23 protein-coding genes are annotated in these 15,352 nt (G+C 57.6%); 17 read left to right on the forward strand and 6 right to left on the reverse strand.

The window, feature by feature from the left end; all coding sequences use genetic code 11:
* The first annotated feature begins 187 nt into the window (after nucleotides 1–187).
* Nucleotides 188–523 carry an ArsR/SmtB family transcription factor gene (locus tag ACR3EH_RS06930; protein ID WP_171188883.1) on the forward strand — a complete coding sequence of 112 codons (336 nt, stop codon included), beginning with the start codon at nucleotides 188–190 and terminating at the stop codon, nucleotides 521–523.
* On the opposite strand, the gene ACR3EH_RS06935 is transcribed toward ACR3EH_RS06930, so the two are convergent.
* From ACR3EH_RS06935 to ACR3EH_RS06945, 3 genes are all read right to left on the reverse strand, one after another.
* Nucleotides 520–933, reverse strand: coding sequence for a universal stress protein (locus ACR3EH_RS06935; RefSeq protein WP_171096183.1), 414 nt, complete (start codon nucleotides 931–933; stop codon nucleotides 520–522). The two genes, ACR3EH_RS06930 and ACR3EH_RS06935, sit on opposite strands and share 4 nt — an antisense overlap.
* A gap of 126 nt (nucleotides 934–1,059) precedes the next feature.
* Complete coding sequence (locus tag ACR3EH_RS06940) at nucleotides 1,060–1,974, reverse strand: DMT family transporter (RefSeq protein WP_171648487.1); 915 nt, start codon at nucleotides 1,972–1,974, stop codon at nucleotides 1,060–1,062.
* The gene (locus tag ACR3EH_RS06945; RefSeq protein WP_171096187.1) at nucleotides 1,971–2,849 is read right to left on the reverse strand and encodes a LysR family transcriptional regulator; all 879 of its coding nucleotides are present in this window, start codon (nucleotides 2,847–2,849) and stop codon (nucleotides 1,971–1,973) included. The genes ACR3EH_RS06940 and ACR3EH_RS06945 overlap by 4 nt, the downstream gene beginning before the upstream one ends.
* 120 nt (nucleotides 2,850–2,969) lie before the next feature.
* Here ACR3EH_RS06945 and ACR3EH_RS06950 point away from each other — a divergent pair, with 120 nt between their 5' ends.
* Entirely contained in the window at nucleotides 2,970–3,551 is a 582-nt protein-coding gene (locus tag ACR3EH_RS06950; protein WP_171188879.1) for an FMN-dependent NADH-azoreductase, read from the forward strand.
* A gap of 71 nt (nucleotides 3,552–3,622) precedes the next feature.
* A complete protein-coding gene (locus tag ACR3EH_RS06955; protein WP_171676353.1) occupies nucleotides 3,623–4,360 on the forward strand; it encodes an aspartate/glutamate racemase family protein in 738 nt (245 codons plus the stop codon).
* Here ACR3EH_RS06955 and ACR3EH_RS06960 read toward each other — a convergent pair whose 3' ends face one another.
* Nucleotides 4,361–4,891 (reverse strand): prolyl-tRNA synthetase associated domain-containing protein, encoded by a 531-nt coding sequence (locus ACR3EH_RS06960; RefSeq protein WP_171676355.1) that lies wholly within the window; start codon nucleotides 4,889–4,891, stop codon nucleotides 4,361–4,363.
* A gap of 185 nt (nucleotides 4,892–5,076) precedes the next feature.
* Here ACR3EH_RS06960 and ACR3EH_RS06965 point away from each other — a divergent pair, with 185 nt between their 5' ends.
* On the forward strand, nucleotides 5,077–5,598 hold the full coding sequence (locus ACR3EH_RS06965) for a hypothetical protein (protein WP_171676357.1): 522 nt from the start codon (nucleotides 5,077–5,079) through the stop codon (nucleotides 5,596–5,598).
* Here the strand turns inward: ACR3EH_RS06965 and ACR3EH_RS06970 are convergent.
* Nucleotides 5,585–6,481 carry a sulfotransferase domain-containing protein gene (locus ACR3EH_RS06970; protein WP_171676360.1) on the reverse strand — a complete coding sequence of 299 codons (897 nt, stop codon included), beginning with the start codon at nucleotides 6,479–6,481 and terminating at the stop codon, nucleotides 5,585–5,587. The two genes, ACR3EH_RS06965 and ACR3EH_RS06970, sit on opposite strands and share 14 nt — an antisense overlap.
* Nucleotides 6,482–6,733: 252 nt before the next feature.
* On the opposite strand from ACR3EH_RS06970, the gene ffh reads away from it, so the two are divergent.
* From ffh to ACR3EH_RS07025, 11 genes are all read left to right on the forward strand, one after another.
* Complete coding sequence (gene ffh, locus ACR3EH_RS06975; protein WP_171188870.1) at nucleotides 6,734–8,242, forward strand: signal recognition particle protein; 1,509 nt, start codon at nucleotides 6,734–6,736, stop codon at nucleotides 8,240–8,242.
* A complete protein-coding gene (locus ACR3EH_RS06980; protein ID WP_171188868.1) occupies nucleotides 8,243–8,779 on the forward strand; it encodes a GNAT family N-acetyltransferase in 537 nt (178 codons plus the stop codon). It abuts the gene before it with no gap.
* Nucleotides 8,776–9,315 (forward strand): GNAT family N-acetyltransferase, encoded by a 540-nt coding sequence (locus ACR3EH_RS06985; RefSeq protein WP_171676363.1) that lies wholly within the window; start codon nucleotides 8,776–8,778, stop codon nucleotides 9,313–9,315. Before ACR3EH_RS06980 ends, ACR3EH_RS06985 begins: the two co-directional genes overlap by 4 nt.
* The gene (locus tag ACR3EH_RS06990) at nucleotides 9,312–9,608 is read left to right on the forward strand and encodes a chorismate mutase (RefSeq protein ID WP_050605269.1); all 297 of its coding nucleotides are present in this window, start codon (nucleotides 9,312–9,314) and stop codon (nucleotides 9,606–9,608) included. Before ACR3EH_RS06985 ends, ACR3EH_RS06990 begins: the two co-directional genes overlap by 4 nt.
* Nucleotides 9,609–9,675: 67 nt before the next feature.
* Nucleotides 9,676–10,065, forward strand: coding sequence for a 30S ribosomal protein S16 (gene rpsP / locus ACR3EH_RS06995; protein ID WP_170388164.1), 390 nt, complete (start codon nucleotides 9,676–9,678; stop codon nucleotides 10,063–10,065).
* A gap of 12 nt (nucleotides 10,066–10,077) precedes the next feature.
* Nucleotides 10,078–10,713 (forward strand): 5,6-dimethylbenzimidazole synthase, encoded by a 636-nt coding sequence (gene bluB, locus ACR3EH_RS07000; RefSeq protein WP_171188864.1) that lies wholly within the window; start codon nucleotides 10,078–10,080, stop codon nucleotides 10,711–10,713.
* Nucleotides 10,714–10,719: 6 nt separating this feature from the next.
* Nucleotides 10,720–10,869 carry a hypothetical protein gene (locus ACR3EH_RS07005; protein WP_171096206.1) on the forward strand — a complete coding sequence of 50 codons (150 nt, stop codon included), beginning with the start codon at nucleotides 10,720–10,722 and terminating at the stop codon, nucleotides 10,867–10,869.
* Nucleotides 10,862–11,365 (forward strand): ribosome maturation factor RimM, encoded by a 504-nt coding sequence (gene rimM / locus ACR3EH_RS07010; RefSeq protein ID WP_171096208.1) that lies wholly within the window; start codon nucleotides 10,862–10,864, stop codon nucleotides 11,363–11,365. The genes ACR3EH_RS07005 and rimM overlap by 8 nt, the downstream gene beginning before the upstream one ends.
* Complete coding sequence (locus tag ACR3EH_RS07015; protein ID WP_171676366.1) at nucleotides 11,365–12,180, forward strand: hypothetical protein; 816 nt, start codon at nucleotides 11,365–11,367, stop codon at nucleotides 12,178–12,180. Before rimM ends, ACR3EH_RS07015 begins: the two co-directional genes overlap by 1 nt.
* Complete coding sequence (gene trmD, locus ACR3EH_RS07020) at nucleotides 12,177–12,986, forward strand: tRNA (guanosine(37)-N1)-methyltransferase TrmD (RefSeq protein ID WP_171676369.1); 810 nt, start codon at nucleotides 12,177–12,179, stop codon at nucleotides 12,984–12,986. The genes ACR3EH_RS07015 and trmD overlap by 4 nt, the downstream gene beginning before the upstream one ends.
* 139 nt (nucleotides 12,987–13,125) lie before the next feature.
* Nucleotides 13,126–13,551, forward strand: coding sequence for a hypothetical protein (locus ACR3EH_RS07025; RefSeq protein WP_171188858.1), 426 nt, complete (start codon nucleotides 13,126–13,128; stop codon nucleotides 13,549–13,551).
* Here the strand turns inward: ACR3EH_RS07025 and ACR3EH_RS07030 are convergent.
* Nucleotides 13,548–14,348 (reverse strand): glycoside hydrolase family 25 protein, encoded by an 801-nt coding sequence (locus ACR3EH_RS07030; RefSeq protein WP_171188856.1) that lies wholly within the window; start codon nucleotides 14,346–14,348, stop codon nucleotides 13,548–13,550. The genes ACR3EH_RS07025 and ACR3EH_RS07030 overlap by 4 nt on opposite strands.
* A gap of 381 nt (nucleotides 14,349–14,729) precedes the next feature.
* On the opposite strand from ACR3EH_RS07030, the gene rplS reads away from it, so the two are divergent.
* Nucleotides 14,730–15,113 carry a 50S ribosomal protein L19 gene (gene rplS / locus ACR3EH_RS07035; RefSeq protein WP_152457026.1) on the forward strand — a complete coding sequence of 128 codons (384 nt, stop codon included), beginning with the start codon at nucleotides 14,730–14,732 and terminating at the stop codon, nucleotides 15,111–15,113.
* 11 nt (nucleotides 15,114–15,124) lie between these two features.
* Nucleotides 15,125–15,346, forward strand: a complete 222-nt coding sequence (gene rpmE, locus ACR3EH_RS07040) for a 50S ribosomal protein L31 (RefSeq protein ID WP_170428949.1) — start codon at nucleotides 15,125–15,127, stop codon at nucleotides 15,344–15,346.
* Nucleotides 15,347–15,352: the final 6 nt, after the last annotated feature.

A 15,352-nucleotide genomic window follows, 5' to 3' on the forward strand; every position in this document is an offset into this window, starting at 1 on the left:
TGTCGCCCAGCTTCGCGCTCTCGTACTAATGCGACACCTTTGCCCCCAAACGCGCGTATGGCCCGCGACATCGGCCTGACCGCAAGCGCGACAGAGCAGCTAAACCTGCGGTTCCCCACCTACGACTATCGCCATCCGATGCTGTAACGCCCTTTCCGCCCTTGCCCCAAGCGGTTATGACAGGGCAATGACTGATCCGCTCGACATTGTGTTTGCTGCCCTGGCCGACCCCACGCGCCGTGCAATTCTGGCAATGCTGCTAGAGGACGACATGGCCGTGACAGATGTCGCCGAACCTTTTGAGATGTCATTGGCCGCGATCTCAAAACATTTGGTTATCCTGACCAAGGCCGGATTGATTTCTCAGGAAAAACGCGGACGGGTGAAATGGTGCAAGCTGGAGCCCGACGCCCTGCGCGCCGCTTCGGTTTGGATGCAGGGGTTCGGACAATTCGAACCCGTCAATCTGGACGCGTTCGAACGGTTTTTGGAAGTTGAGCTTCCGACGTCGGACGACGCTTAACGCACCACAAAAACCGACATGCTGGCATGTTTGGCCAGATAACCCGCGTGACTTGAAAAGATATAGTCGGTGATCCGAGGAGCGTGGGTTCCCACGATGATCAGATCAGCGCCCAGCTCTTCTGCGGCCCGGGTCAGGTCGCTGTCCACTTCGGCGGCGACGTCGACAGAATGAATTTTGCGAGTGGCAACTTTAGCACCGCTTTCGGCGGCGAGCGTTTCAGTAAACTTCGCAAGATCCTTGTCGATCTCGGCTTCGGTTGTTGTGGATTCACCCAAATGGGCGCCGGTGACGCTGACCAGAGTGATTTTAGCACCTTGCCATTTCGCAACTTGCGCCGCGATATCAGCAGCTTTACGGACTTCGGGCGGCAGGTGCCGGTCTATCGGCAGCATGATATGCTTAAACATAATCTCCTCCTCTCACCTAAATCTCAGTGTATTGGAGGGACCTGCCCCGAACCTTGATCTGGCTCAACAAATTCTACATTTGGAATGCATTTGAGGCTGGAAGCACCTTCTAGCGAAAGTGCAGCGCTATTCTGCGGTCCTTCGCACCGGCATTGCACGCGGCGCTTCCTCTTTCAACAGCATCAGCAGAGCGATGACTGTCAGCGCAACACCGCCCAATATCAAGCCTGTGGGTACAGCTTTGCCCAAAGCGATTTCCCAAAGAATTACCCAACTTGGTACCAAGTAGGTATAAGCCATGACCTTCGCTGACGGCAGCCTCAAAGACGAGAACTGCACCAATACAAAGCTGGCAGCCGTTGCAAAGAACGAGATGTAAAGCAAACCAATCCAAACGATGGCCGGCAGCGCACTCCAGTGGGTTGCCTTCAGATCAGACCAACCAAACACGGTCAGAAGCAGGCATCCGGCGACCAAAGTGCCAAAGGTGAACACCACGGCCGGTTCACCACGATTCAGTTTGCGAACCATCGGCGTATAGATTGCGTGGGCGACACATCCCCAGAAATAGATGATCTCACCACCCCCTATCTCAAAGGCGCGGAACATCTGCCAGTCGGCTCGAAAGATCACCCAAAGTGCCCCTACGGCCCCAATGGTTAAAGCCAGCGCCATACGCGGCGTGGTGATCTGTCGTAACAAAACCCATCCCGCGACCGCTGAAACAACCGGTGTAAGGGTGAACACCGCAGCAGCGCTGACCGGTGGGGCAGTTTGCAATCCGTAGAACATCAGGACGAAATAGGTGGCAAATAACCCACCTAACACCAGGTAACGCCACGGGGCTTGCGCAGCGCTGCGCGGCAAACCAGTTGTGGCCAAAGCCGCCACGCCGATCACCACAGCGGCAATCGCAAATCGGACTGCATTCAGCGCGGCAGGCGCAATCTCGTTCGCGATCATGGATCCCAGCGAAAAGCTGCCCGCAACAAGGGCTGAAAAGGTCAGCATGGCCAGATGACCACGGGCCTGAGGGCTCATGGCTGCCAACCTTTGGCTTCTTCTTTGAGATAACTGAGGAACGCCTGCACCTTGGTAGTGCGGTGTAAATCCACGTGGGTCACGAGCCACAGGTTCCCGAACCACTCAGGAAGCGGGTCCATCACCTCGACCAGATTGTCGTGGCGGGCCGCTTCCCAGCGGGCCATGAAACCTATACCCGCCCCGGCCAGGACAGCCTCGCGCATACAGAAGTTGTTTGTACAGCGGAAGGTTATGCGACCCGCGGGAACAGTCGCACGCAGCCAACGGGTGAACGGCGCGCGGCTGCTTTCGTCGTCAGAACTGACGAAGTGATGGTTGCCGAAATCCTCAATACCTGACGGTTTACCAAAGCGTTCGACATATGCGGTGCTGGCGTAAAGGCCCACTTCTTCTTGTCGAAATGGTTGTACAACGTTGTCCGGCTGATCCGGGGCTGATCCCGCGCGGATCGCCACATGCGCCTCGCCGTATTCCAGTCGGAAAAGCCGGTCGCCGGTCAGGTAGCGCACGATAAGATCCGGGTGCATCTTTTGAAACGCTGTGAGTGTGGGCACAACCAACGGCGCAAGTGATCCAAGCGATGTCACCACCAATTCGCCTGAAACGTCATCGCCCCGGCCCTTCATCCGACCAACAAGCTGGTTGAACTGATCTTCGGTGGCCTGTGCGACGCGCAACAGATCGTCGCCCGCCTCGGTCGGTGTGTATCCGCGTGCGTGACGCTGGAACAATTTTACACCCAGCCGAGCCTCGATCGCATCAATATGGCGGATCACGGTGGCGTGGTGAACACCAAGAACCTCGGCCGCGCCGCTGACTGTCCCCATACGCGCCACCTGATAGGCGGTCCTCACTTCGTCCCAATTGTCCATGGTAATAACGTCACTGTGCAATTTCCAACAATAACTGTTGATGTATCCGAGTTTTGTTCACAAACGCAATATTCATATTGGGAGCAGGACAAGATTTCCCTGACCCAAAGGACCTGAACAATGCCCAAAACTATCCTTCACATCGACTCATCCGCCCGCCGCGTAGACTCGACGACCCGCGATCTGTCGGGCCGTGTGGTCCAGCAGCTGGGTGCAGAGCGCATCATCCGCCGCGACCTGGCCACACCCCTGCCGCTTTTGACCGAGGACTGGATCGCCGCCAACTTCACCCCGGCCGATCAGCGCGACGATGTACAGCGTGACCGACTGGCCCTGTCCGACGAACTGGTGTCCGAACTGCAAGACGCTGACACCATCGTCATTGGGCTTCCGATCTACAACTTTTCGGTTCCTGCTGCATTCAAAGCCTGGGTAGACTTGGTTGCGCGCGCGGGTTTGACCTTTTCCTATACTGAAAACGGCCCCAAAGGTTTGCTGGAAGGCAAACGCGCCATTCTGGCGATTGCCTCTGGTGGTGTCCCCGTCGGGTCCGAGGCGGATTTTGCCACCAACTATGCCCGCCACGTTCTGGGCTTTATCGGCATTCATGACGTAGAGGTCATCGCTGCGGATCAGATGGCGGTGAACCCCGAAGCTGCATTGGAAAGCGCCCGGAAGGCCGTTGCCGAACTCGCAGCCTGATTGGCTCTGGTCAAAAAGAATAGAAACGTCCAGTCTGCCGTTCATGAAAATGAGCAGGCTGGGCGTTACTTATGAAGAAAATCGGCATTCTGGGCGGTGTGGGCTGGGCTTCGACCGTCGATTATTACCGGGCCATTGCAGAAGGCGCAGGGCGCCACTTCGCGCAACTGGGTCACGGCTCTCCTTTACCAGTCCCGCCCATGACCATTGAATCCGTCACTCAGGCCAAGACACGCGCTTTGCGCGGTGTCGCCGGGGATGAAGCAAGCTGGGCGGAATTTGACAACGTGTTCCGCGATGCTCTGCTGACTTTGGAACGCGCGGGCTGCGACTTCGGAATCATCGCCTCAAATACGCCGCACGCCCGGCTGCACGCAATCCGGCAAGGCGTTTCCATGCCTATTCTCAGTATCTTTGACGCAACCGCTGAAACCACGGCAAGCACCGGCGCATCCAACGCTCTGGTCTTGGGAACTTCCGTGACGATGCAGGCCACGAACTATGCAGATCGGTTGGCCGCCGAGGGTATCGCTGCAAATGATCGCCTGCCCGAACCTGAAATAGCCGAGATGCAGGCTATGATTGACAGCAACTTCTATGGCGGCGCGTCCGAAACGGCGCGTACGAGATTGCTTACTTTTTGCAACAAACACGCAACCAAAGGAACGGCAATTCTGCTGGCCTGTACCGAGCTGCCATTGGCTTTTCCGGCCCACCTTGATGATCCGGTTTTCGAGGCGGACGGGCACCTGTTCGTCAACCCGTCAGCCGCACATGTTTCTGCCGCGGTGAAAGAGGCGCTCGGGTGATCAGGACAGCCAGTTAACCTCGCATCCTATGCGATCAAAGAAGGCCATCACGTCAGGTTGCTTGAGGGCCACCGTGCGGTCATTGACCAGCGGGTGCATGTAGATCACTTCGGCTTGCCTGGCGGCCGCGTCCATAAAGAACCGTACATTGTTTTGAACCCCGTTGATCATCGCCAGCGGACTGACCGCCCCGGGACGAATGCCGAGATTCTGCATCAGCCGGTCTGCCGACCCGAAAGACAGGTTTCCGACACCCAGTTCCGCACCCAGCGCCTTGAGATCGATTTCGCGGTTCTGCTCGAGCGTTACTAAATAGTTGCGCTTTTTCTTGTCGCGCAAATACAGGTTCTTAACCCGTAACGCATTTTCGCCTGGAACCATGAACTGATCTTCGACTGCTTTCGAATCCTCAACCGTGCGCAGCGGCACATGCGTATGCAGACGATAGGCCAAACCCCAATCATCCAACTGCGCCAGCAACGCATCAGAGGTCAAAGGCAACGTGTCCTGAAAAGCAGATGAGGCGTCCATCCCGGTCTCCTTGCACTGAATTTTCCGCGCTGTGCCACAGAATGCCCCTGCCTGCAATTAACGATATGGAAGACCACATGTATCCATTGCCGCAGGAATTGTCTGTCGCGTGCGCGCACTTTTATTAAAGGCGCAAGCGTTGCGCTTTGCTTCAACAGCCCCGGAAAGTGCTGTAGCGTTCCGCCATGAAAGTCACGCGCAACACCCCTGACCAACTGATCCTGTCGAACGCGCCATGGTTCATCGGCATCACACTGGTCCTCTTCATACTCGCTTTTGTAGGTGCTGGCCTGTTCATGGCCAGTGAAGGCGGCGAGGACATCTGGTTTGGCCTCTTCTTCGCTGTTTTTGGGGGCGGAATGGGCCTGGGTGCTTTCTGCGCGTTTGTTCGACGCGTTCAGGTCGTGTTGGATCGTCGTGACAACAGCATCCTGATCCGCCGCCAATCCGTATTTGGCTATGAGGCCGTCGAACATAAGCTGTCCAGCCTGTCTCATGCCGAGGTCGAAAGCACAAAGTCCAGAAACGGCAAGCGCACGTCGACGATGTATCGCCCAGTGCTGATCCTGGACGAGGGAATGAGCGCTGGCCGCCATCCCATTGTTGAGGCATATGTCAGCGGGTCAGGCTCACATCGGCTGGCTGAGGCTGTGAATGGCTGGCTGCCCGCATCCAATCACGGCGACCAAGACGTCAGCGTGGGCTAGAAGCTAAACCGCGTTCCAACCACAGGCGTTCTTCAGGTGAAACCAGCTTGGATATGCTGTCGTCGTACCTGGTCATATCTTCAGACGTCAATTTGCCTTCCCACTTGTTGCTGCTGCCCGAAGAAAAGAACTGTGCAAAGTCGTGAAACCCACTGGTGAAACCGGGTGTTTGCTCCAGACGCTGCGCATTGTTCTTCATCGACCCGAAACTGCCCGCCTCGGCGATGTCATTGACCAGCTGCGGGCTGATCTCGGTGTCCATGATGTTGGCCAGGCGCGAGACTTGTCCGGGTAGATCGCGGCTAAGCTCTGCGTAGTGCAGGAAATGAATATTGGGCAATTCACGGAAGGTCCAAAAGGATCGGAAGTGATGGATAAATGATCCAAGTGTCAGATCGTCGGTGCCTTTTGATGAAGCCGGTCGATCCAGAAACATGGAAAAGGCTTCTGAAAGATCATCGGGAAAGAGGTAATCCAACCAATCGGCCTTCATATTCTCGACATGACTACGCATTGACAAATGCACATCGACGGGATGGCGGTGCACAACAAGATACTGCGCATCAGGCGAAAAGGTAACTCCATCCAGCGGCGTATGTGTCTTTATGCAGCGCCGATGGCTTTGCGCGTTCAGCGTTTTTGCCTGCTCCTCCCTGTCGCGAAAGCCGCAATCCAGCCATGGTGAAATCTTGTTGTCGTATACGCCGGGATCAGCGGTTTGCGTGATCAACATTCGCACCAAGGTCTGCGTCCACGTCGTGCCGCATTTAGGCGGCGTGCACACAAAGATATCGTCCGGCCGTATCTCGAAACCAGACCAGATATCGGTGTTGGTCACCTCGCCAACATAATCCGTTGTCTTTTGCGGAAGATCGTCCTTCATCGCCCCCTCCCCGAGCTTGTTTTGATCAGAGTACCCTACACCAGCCACCTTGACACAGCTTGTCTTGACTCACCCTCCTCCAAGGCGTAAGTGACCGCCAAACATCCGGAAGCCTTTCGATCTTCCGGTCCCTTGAGTCGTTCAGGGATCGCCCCCCACCAGCGAGTTTCGCCCGTGGGGGCGTTTGTGCATTTAACCGGCGCATCCTATGTAGGGCACGCCATCAGATAACCGGCTAAGGAGGCCGAAGGCATGTTTGAAAATCTATCCGAACGCCTCTCTGGCGTCTTTGACCGGCTGACCAAACAGGGCGCTCTGTCAGAAGAAGACGTCAAGACCGCCCTGCGCGAGGTCCGGGTTGCGCTGCTTGAGGCCGACGTCTCGCTGCCAGTAGCCCGCGCTTTCGTCAAAAAGGTTCAGGAACAGGCGACAGGTCAGGCTGTTACTAAGTCGATTACCCCCGGCCAGCAGGTCGTCAAGATCGTGCATGACGCGCTGGTCGATACCCTGCGCGGCGAAGAAGACCCCGGCAAGCTGAAGATCGACAACCCGCCTGCCCCGATCCTGATGGTGGGTCTGCAGGGCTCGGGTAAGACGACCACCACCGGTAAGCTGGCGAAACGCCTGAAAGAGAAAGAGGGCAAGAAGGTCCTGATGGCCTCGCTCGACGTTTATCGTCCGGCGGCGATGGATCAGCTGGCTGTTCTGGGCACGCAGGTCGGCGTCGATACGCTGCCGATCGTGCCCGGTCAGAAACCCGTCGATATCGCCAAGCGTGCCAAGCAACAAGCGACGCTGGGTGGATATGACGTCTACATGCTCGACACCGCGGGCCGTCTGCATATCGACGAAGTCCTGATGGACGAGGTCGAGCAGGTCCGCAACGCGGTCGACCCGCGCGAGACTCTGCTGGTCGTCGACGGCCTGACCGGTCAGGTCGCCGTTGAAGTGGCCGAGGAATTCGACGCCAAGGTCGGCATCTCCGGCGTGGTCCTGACGCGGATGGACGGCGACGGGCGTGGTGGTGCGGCGCTGTCGATGCGCGCGGTCACCGGCAAGCCCATTCGCTTTGTCGGTCTGGGCGAAAAGATGGACGCGCTCGAAACCTTCGAGCCGGACCGGATCGCCGGTCGTATTCTGGGCATGGGCGACATTGTTGCCTTGGTCGAAAAGGCCCAGGAAACGATGGAGATGGAACAGACCGAGCGCATGATGAAGCGCATGGTCAAAGGTCAGTTCAACATGAACGACCTGAAAATGCAGCTGGAACAGATGATCCAGATGGGCGGTATGCAGGGCATGATGGGCATGATGCCCGGCATGGGCAAAATGGCCAAACAGATGGACCAGGCAGGACTGGACGACAAAATCCTGCGTCAGCAGATCGCCATGATCCAGTCGATGACCAAACGCGAACGCGCCAACCCTCAGCTATTGCAGGCGAGCCGTAAAAAGCGGATCGCGGCAGGCTCGGGCATGGAGGTCAGCGACCTGAACAAGCTGCTCAAGATGCACCGACAGATGTCGGACATGATGAAAAAGATGGGCAAGATGGGCAAAGGCAAGATGCTGAAACAGGCCATGAAAGGCATGTTCGGCAAAGGCGGCCCCTCGCCCGAGGAAATGGCTGCAGGCATGGACCCCAAGGCGTTGGAACAAGCGGCTAAGGCGATGGGCGGCAAGATGCCCGGCGGCCTGCCCGGATTAGGCGGCGGCATGGGCCTGCCTCAGGGCCTCAGCGGGTTCGGCAAGAAAAAGTAAATGAGCACCGCGCCCACCATAACCACAACGCGCCTTACACTGCGCCATCACCGGCTCGAAGACTTCGAGCCGATGGCAGCGCTTTTTGCGACGGAGTGGGCGAAATATATGGATGGGCCGTACTCGGCGCAGGACCTGTGGTCAATGCTGGGCTCGGACGTAGCCAGTTGGCAGTTTCTCGGATTTGGTGCATGGGCCGTCGACTTGACGGAAACCGGTGAGTTCATTGGCCAGGTCGGGATCAACAAACCCCCGAAATTCCCCGAGACGGAAATCGGCTGGTGCATCTTCCCCGACTATGAGGGCAAGGGTTTTGCATTCGAAGCGGCATGCGCCGCGCGCGACTGGGCTTTTCAAAACGCCGGTTTGGCAACACTGGTCAGCTATATTGATGCGCCCAACACGCGTTCAATCGCCTTGGCACAGAGGCTCGGCGCAATTGAGGATCAAAACGCAGCGCGCCCGTCTCCCGAGGATGTCGTTTATCGCCACCCGCACCCAGATGAACTACAAGGCGGGATGGAGGCATACGCATGACCTCGTTCACCATCCCTACCATCGAGACCGAGCGTCTGATCTTGCGCGCGCCACATCTGGACGATCTACCTGCGATGACAGCATTCTTCGCGACTGAGCGCAGCCATATGGTCGGCGGACCCAAGGATGAGCTTGGCAGCTGGGACTCGCTCGTGAAACGCCTTGGACATTGGGCTCTGAAGGGCTTTGGCCTGTGGCACCTGACCGAAATGTCCAGCGGCGCGTTTGTTGGATGGGCCGGTATGATCGATGCCCCCGGCTGGGCCGAGCCCGAGCTGGGCTGGACCCTTATGGCCGAGGCCGAAGGCAAAGGGCTGGGATTTGAGGCGGCGCAAGCGGCACGCCACTATGCAGCGCGGCAACAGGGGCTGAACGGCGTGATCTCGTACATCGCCCATGCCAACGACCGCTCGCGCGCTTTGGCAGAACGCCTTGGAGCCACGCTGGAGCTTGAAAATGCCGAGCTACTGGGCAAGCACGCTCAAATCTGGCGCCACCCGCAGATTGACCTGACCACCGAAAGGACCAGCCAATGACCAACCCCGTGACACAGGCTGCCACGCTGTTGAAAGAGCATCGCGAAAGCATCGATCGGCTGGATGCGATCCTTGTCTATACGCTGGGCGAGCGGTTCAAGCACACGCAAGCCGTTGGCAAGCTCAAGGCCGAACACGACCTTCCCCCGTCCGATCCATCGCGCGAAGCGGCGCAGATCGCACGGCTAGAAGACCTGGCGAAAGAGGCCGATCTGGACCCCGATTTCGCCAAGGCTTTCCTGAATTTCATCATTCAGGAAGTCATCCGACACCATAAGAAACACCAGAACTAACCGGCACCTACGCCGGCTCAACAAAAGACACGCCTCCGGCGTGATGCCATTCAAAGGAGATACCACCATGGCAATGAAAATTCGTCTCGCCCGCGGCGGCTCGAAAAAGCGTCCCTTCTATCGCATCGTGGCTGCTGACAGCCGCATGCCCCGTGACGGCCGTTTCATCGAGAAACTGGGCACCTACAACCCGCTGCTGCCGAAAGACAGCGAAGAGCGCGTGAAAATGAACATGGAGCGCATCCAGTACTGGCTGGATCAGGGCGCTCAGCCCACCGACCGTATCGCGCGTATGCTGGAAGCTGCCGGCACCCGTGAAAAAGCCGAGCGTAACAACCCCAACAAGGGCACCCCGGGCAAGAAAGCTCAGGAACGCGCAGAAGAAAAAGCGGCCAAGGCTGCTGAAGCTGCCGAAGCGGCGGCTGCACCGGCTGAAGAAGCGGCTGCAGAAGAGTAAGAAGGGTAACGCGTGCGGGATCAGACTTTCACCGACGATTTTCGCACGCAGTTTGACCTGTTGTTGCGGCTCCGGCGTGATGTGCGCCGGTTCCGCACCGACACCGTGGACGAGGCAGTGCTGTTGCGCTGCCTCGACGCATTTCAACTGGCCCCTTCGGTGGGGCTCAGCGAACCCTGGCGCGTGATCCGCGTCGAAAGCGAAGCAGCCCGCGCTGCCGCGCTGAAGAATTTCCAAACTGCCAACGATGATGCGCTGGCGGGGTATTCCGGCGACAAGGCGCAGCTTTACAGCCGCCTGAAACTGTCCGGGATGCAAGAGGCCCCCGTGCAACTGGCTGTATTCTGCGACGACAGCACCGACAAAGGCATGGGGCTGGGTGCGGGCACAATGCCCGAGATGCGGCGTTACTCTGTTGTTTCGGCAATCACACTGTTCTGGCTGGCCTTGCGGGCCGAGGGGTTGGGACTGGGTTGGGTGTCGATCCTGGATCCCGAGCAAATGATACGCGATCTGAGCGTGCCGGAAGACTGGCGACTGATCGGATACTTCTGCGTCGGATGGCCTGAACAGGTATCAGACACACCGGAACTGGAACAGGTAGGCTGGGAAAACCGTGCCCAATCCCTGGCGGTCGAAACACGGTAAGGTCCCATGTTCGGATTGATTCGACTTCCCATTTTGCTGCTGATCGCCTTTATTGTCGGCGTGTTCTTCGAACGCAACAATCAACGCGAAGCCTGCGAAGGCCTTGGCGAATGGAGAAACGGGATTTGTTTGACAACAGGCGCGTCCAATGAGTGATCTGATCTGCGTCGGCAGCGTTGCGGGGTCTTACGGCGTACGCGGCGAAGTGCGCCTGAAAAGCTTTTGCGCCGTGCCCGAAGATATTGAACACTACTCTCCACTGACAGATGAGACCGGCGAACAGCGCTTTCCGGTTGTTTTGACGCGCACCATCAAAAACGGGTTTGCGGCACGTCTGGGCGGGGTCGAAACCAAGGAAGAAGCCGATGCGCTGAACGGTCTGCGCCTGTTTGCGCGGCGCGATCAGTTGCCTTCGCTTCCCGATGATGAGTTTTATCACACCGACCTGATCGGACTGGATGTCTATGACACCGGCGGCACGCTGCTGGGCAAAGTCAAATCCGTACAGAACCATGGCGCTGCGGACTTGCTGGAACTGCATGGGCCGGGTTTGAAATCCACCGTTCTGCTGCCTTTTACGCTGCAAGTGGTGCCAACGGTGGATCTTGAGCAAGGCCGTATCGTGGCTGACCCGCCCGAAGGTCTGATCTGATGCGGCGCATATTGCTGCATCTGGGCCTGCACAAGACAGGCATGACCGCAGTACAGTCGTTTCTGCATGAAAACCGTGAATTGATCTGGCCCCGCTTTGCATTGGTTCTACCCTACAAAACCCGCAAGTCCGGGCTGAGCGAGGTCGCAACGCGCCATTCAATCTATCGGCTGGACGCGACGCTGGCCGGGTTTGGCGGACAAGTTCAAACCTTTTTGGACGGTTTGGATTTTGGCGAACGCCGGGGCCTGATCCTGAGCGAAGAAAACTTCCTGGGCCTGCGCCCCAGCAGAAACCGCGAGGAAGGTTATGGGGCCGCACCCGAACTGGCCGAGACGCTGGTCAGTGTGCTGCGCCGACGATTTCTGGGCGACGAGGTCGATATCACTGTCTACCTGTCTCTGCGCCAGCGCGAGGCGTGGCTGCGCAGCCTGTGGGCTCATGATCTGCACCAAACTCGGATCGTGCAGGATCTGGACGGTTTCTGCTCTGATTTGGCGCATCTGCCCACGTTGAAAGAAACTGCAGACACGATCAGGGATCGGCTACCGACCATCACCGTCCAGACTGCGTTTTTGGAACAGGTGCAGAACCATCCCCTCGGAGCAGGTGCGCCGTTTGCCAATTTCCTGGATCTGCCGCCCGAGAAAGCTGCGCTGCTTCGAGGTCCTGCACGCGTAAGCCCCAGCTTTTCTGACGAGGTGTTGCAGGAAATGCTGTCTTTGAACCGTTCATCACTGGACGAAGCCGCTTTGATCACCCAGAAGAAGGCTTTGATTCAAACTGCCCAGACCGAACTGGCCCGCCAGACATGACAGACAAACCCAGCAAATCCCACGGCCGAAAAGCGATCCGGCCGACTTTGAAACCGCGTGAACTGATGACGCCGACGCCGGATTTGCACGGGGTCTGGAAATCAAAGATCATCACGCTGTTTCCGACAGCCTTTCCCGGAGTGCTGGGCGAAAGCCTGACTGGCAAGGCTTTGCAGGAAGGCTTGTGGCAGCTCGAGACGGTGGACCTGCGGCAGTTCGGCGTTGGCAAGCACCGCAACGTCGATGACACGCCAGCCGGTGGCGGTGCTGGCATGGTGCTGCGCGCGGATGTTCTTGGTGAAGCTATTGAACATACGATGGCGGGTGTTCATGGCAATTGGCCTCTTATCTACCTTAGTCCGCGCGGGCGACGCATGGACCAGCGCATGATGCAGAACCTCGCTCGATGCGATGGCATGACCTTGTTGTGCGGCCGCTTCGAAGGTGTGGACGAGCGGGTATTGGAGCACTACGGGGTACAGGAAGTATCGCTGGGTGACTTTGTAATGACCGGCGGGGAAATCGCGGCGCAAGCTCTGATCGACGCGACCGTTCGTCTGATCCCCGGCGTTCTGGGCAATCAGGCTTCTACCGAGGAAGAAAGCTTTTCCTCGGGCCTGCTGGAACACCCGCAATACACACGCCCCGCAGACTGGAAAGGGCACCCAATCCCTGAGGTTTTGATGTCAGGTCACCATGGTCGCATTGCGGAATGGCGTCACAAAATGGCAGAAGATATCACCCGCGATCGACGTCCCGACATCTGGGCAGAGTATGTAAAATCCAAGCCCGGAAGACAGGACTAAAGGACAGGGATGTGGCGGCGATGCCGCAGACTAATTCTTTGTCGGATTGCCATTTGAAGTTGAGCGCGCCTCAATTTATTCACTTTCTAGGCCCATAGGATTCGTGGGCGAGAAAGATTGAAGTGAGACTGACTACATTATGAAAAAGCTATTGCTTGGCACGTTGTTGGCTGCTTCGGCCTGCACCACAAAACCACTTGGGATGTCTGTTCCCACACAAGCGGGCCATAATCTGCACTCTGCGCGGGTTGCGGTAGATTCCTGTTCTCAAGAAGCAGACGAAGGTGGTAGCAGCGCGGTCATCGGCGGCTATGCGACCAATATTCTTCTTTGGGGAATCATTATCGGGCCAGCCGTAACCGCCCCGTTTCAAGACGAACTGCGTGTGCAGGGCGAAATTGATCAGGTGGACCGCTGCCTGCGTGAACGCGGCTTTGAACGTCGCGAGCTTAGCACGGGTGAGTCCTTTTGGCTGCGCAACGCATTTGGGGAAGAACGCGAGCGGCGATTGGATCATCTGGTCAGCGGCGGTACGATTGAAACTTACGGAACGCCGAAGATCTAAGGCCTGGCCTTCCATCTGGCCCAGTTTTCCGGCGTGCCGTTGAAGGCGTTGATGTCCACCCTGCCCTGAACCCCCGGCACCAACCCTGTGCCGGTATACTGCCAAAACCGCCATACGGTGCGCGGATAAACCTCACGCGGATGACCGGCGACCGAACGCAACCAGAACTCGGTCTTTGGCAGGCGAGCGATGTCGGTATCTTCAAAGAAGTCTACTGTTGTATAGACAATGGGACGACGACCATAGTGCCGTTCTAAAATGTCCAGGAACCGTTGCGCCTCGGCGCGAACGGTTTTGCCGTCGGGACGCAAGGTGCAGGTCTTCGAATGCGGCGTCCATTCCATGTCCAACACATGCGGTAAGTCCGCGCCTTTGGGAACGTTGCGGATGAACCAACGGGCCTGTTCGCGGGCCGAACGACAGAAATAGTAGTAGTGGTAAGCCCCCCAAGGCACACCGGCGGCCTGTGCGCCGCGTCGATGGTCATCGAACATCGGATCGGCCACATCCCCGCCCTCGGTTGCTTTCATGAACACAAAGCTCACACCCGAAGCTTTGGCCCTGCGCCAGTCTATTGCCCCCTGCCAACGAGAAACGTCAAGACCATGGATAGGATACAGGCCGGGATGACGGCCCTCCCAATCATGCGGATCAGCGTCACCAAAATCGGGGTAAATCACCGACGGCGCTGTCCGGTCCACGCCCGGCACAGGCTCGACCGCCTGAGGCTTCGGGCCACCGCGTCCGCATGACACAAGCAAAGCAGCCGAAACTGCCAGCACAAATGCAATTCGCATCCTTGAAGTCCTGTCTTAAATTCTGCTCTTTCAATTTGCCTCAGAATGCCTGATCTGAGAGGCAAGGCAACGCTGCAGTTTGCGACTGGCGGAATCCCACCAGTATTGCCCGGTAATTCGATGCGATTTGCTCTTGATCCCTGCGTACAATCCCCTTAAACGACCGCAATCCGGTGCCGCAATCTGCGACTCCGGTGTTTTGGTTTGCATCATGGCGTAACGCCCAGCTTTCTTCGGCAGGGAGGTGTCAGATGGAACCGGACTTAAGGAACAGTCGATCTGACCTCTGGCGGGCTGCGTGCAGGACCCGATGAAGACCAAGAGCTCTCAGGCCGTGCCCAAACTTCGTGGACCAACCACGAGCAGATAGGAGTACCTGCGATGGACCTGATCGCACAGCTTGAGGCGGAACAGATTGCCGCCCTGGGGAAAGACATCCCCGACTTCAAAGCCGGTGACACCATCCGTGTCGGCTATAAGGTGACCGAAGGGTCGCGCACCCGTGTGCAGAACTATGAAGGCGTCTGCATCGCGCGCAACAACGGCAATGGCATTGCCGGTTCGTTCACCGTTCGCAAAATTTCGTTTGGCGAAGGCGTGGAACGTGTGTTCCCGCTGTACTCGACCAACATTGACAGCATCACCGTTGTCCGCCGTGGCCGCGTCCGTCGCGCCAAACTGTACTATCTGCGCACCCGTCGCGGTAAATCTGCACGTATCGCAGAAGTCACCAACTACAAGCCCAAGGCTGGCGCCGAGGCGTAAGGAGCGGAAAGATGAAAAAAGACATCCATCCCGATTATCACGTCATCAACGTCAAAATGACCGATGGCACCGTGGTTCAGATGAAATCCACCTGGGGCGCAGAAGGCGACCAGCTGGCTCTGGAAATCGACCCCTCTTCGCACCCGGCATGGACCGGTGGCTCGTCGCGCCTGATGGACGCCGGCGGCCGTGTGTCGAAGTTCAAAAAGAAATACGAAGGTCTGGGCTTCTAAGCTTGA

Source organism: Ruegeria sp. BG7 (assembly GCF_056535685.1).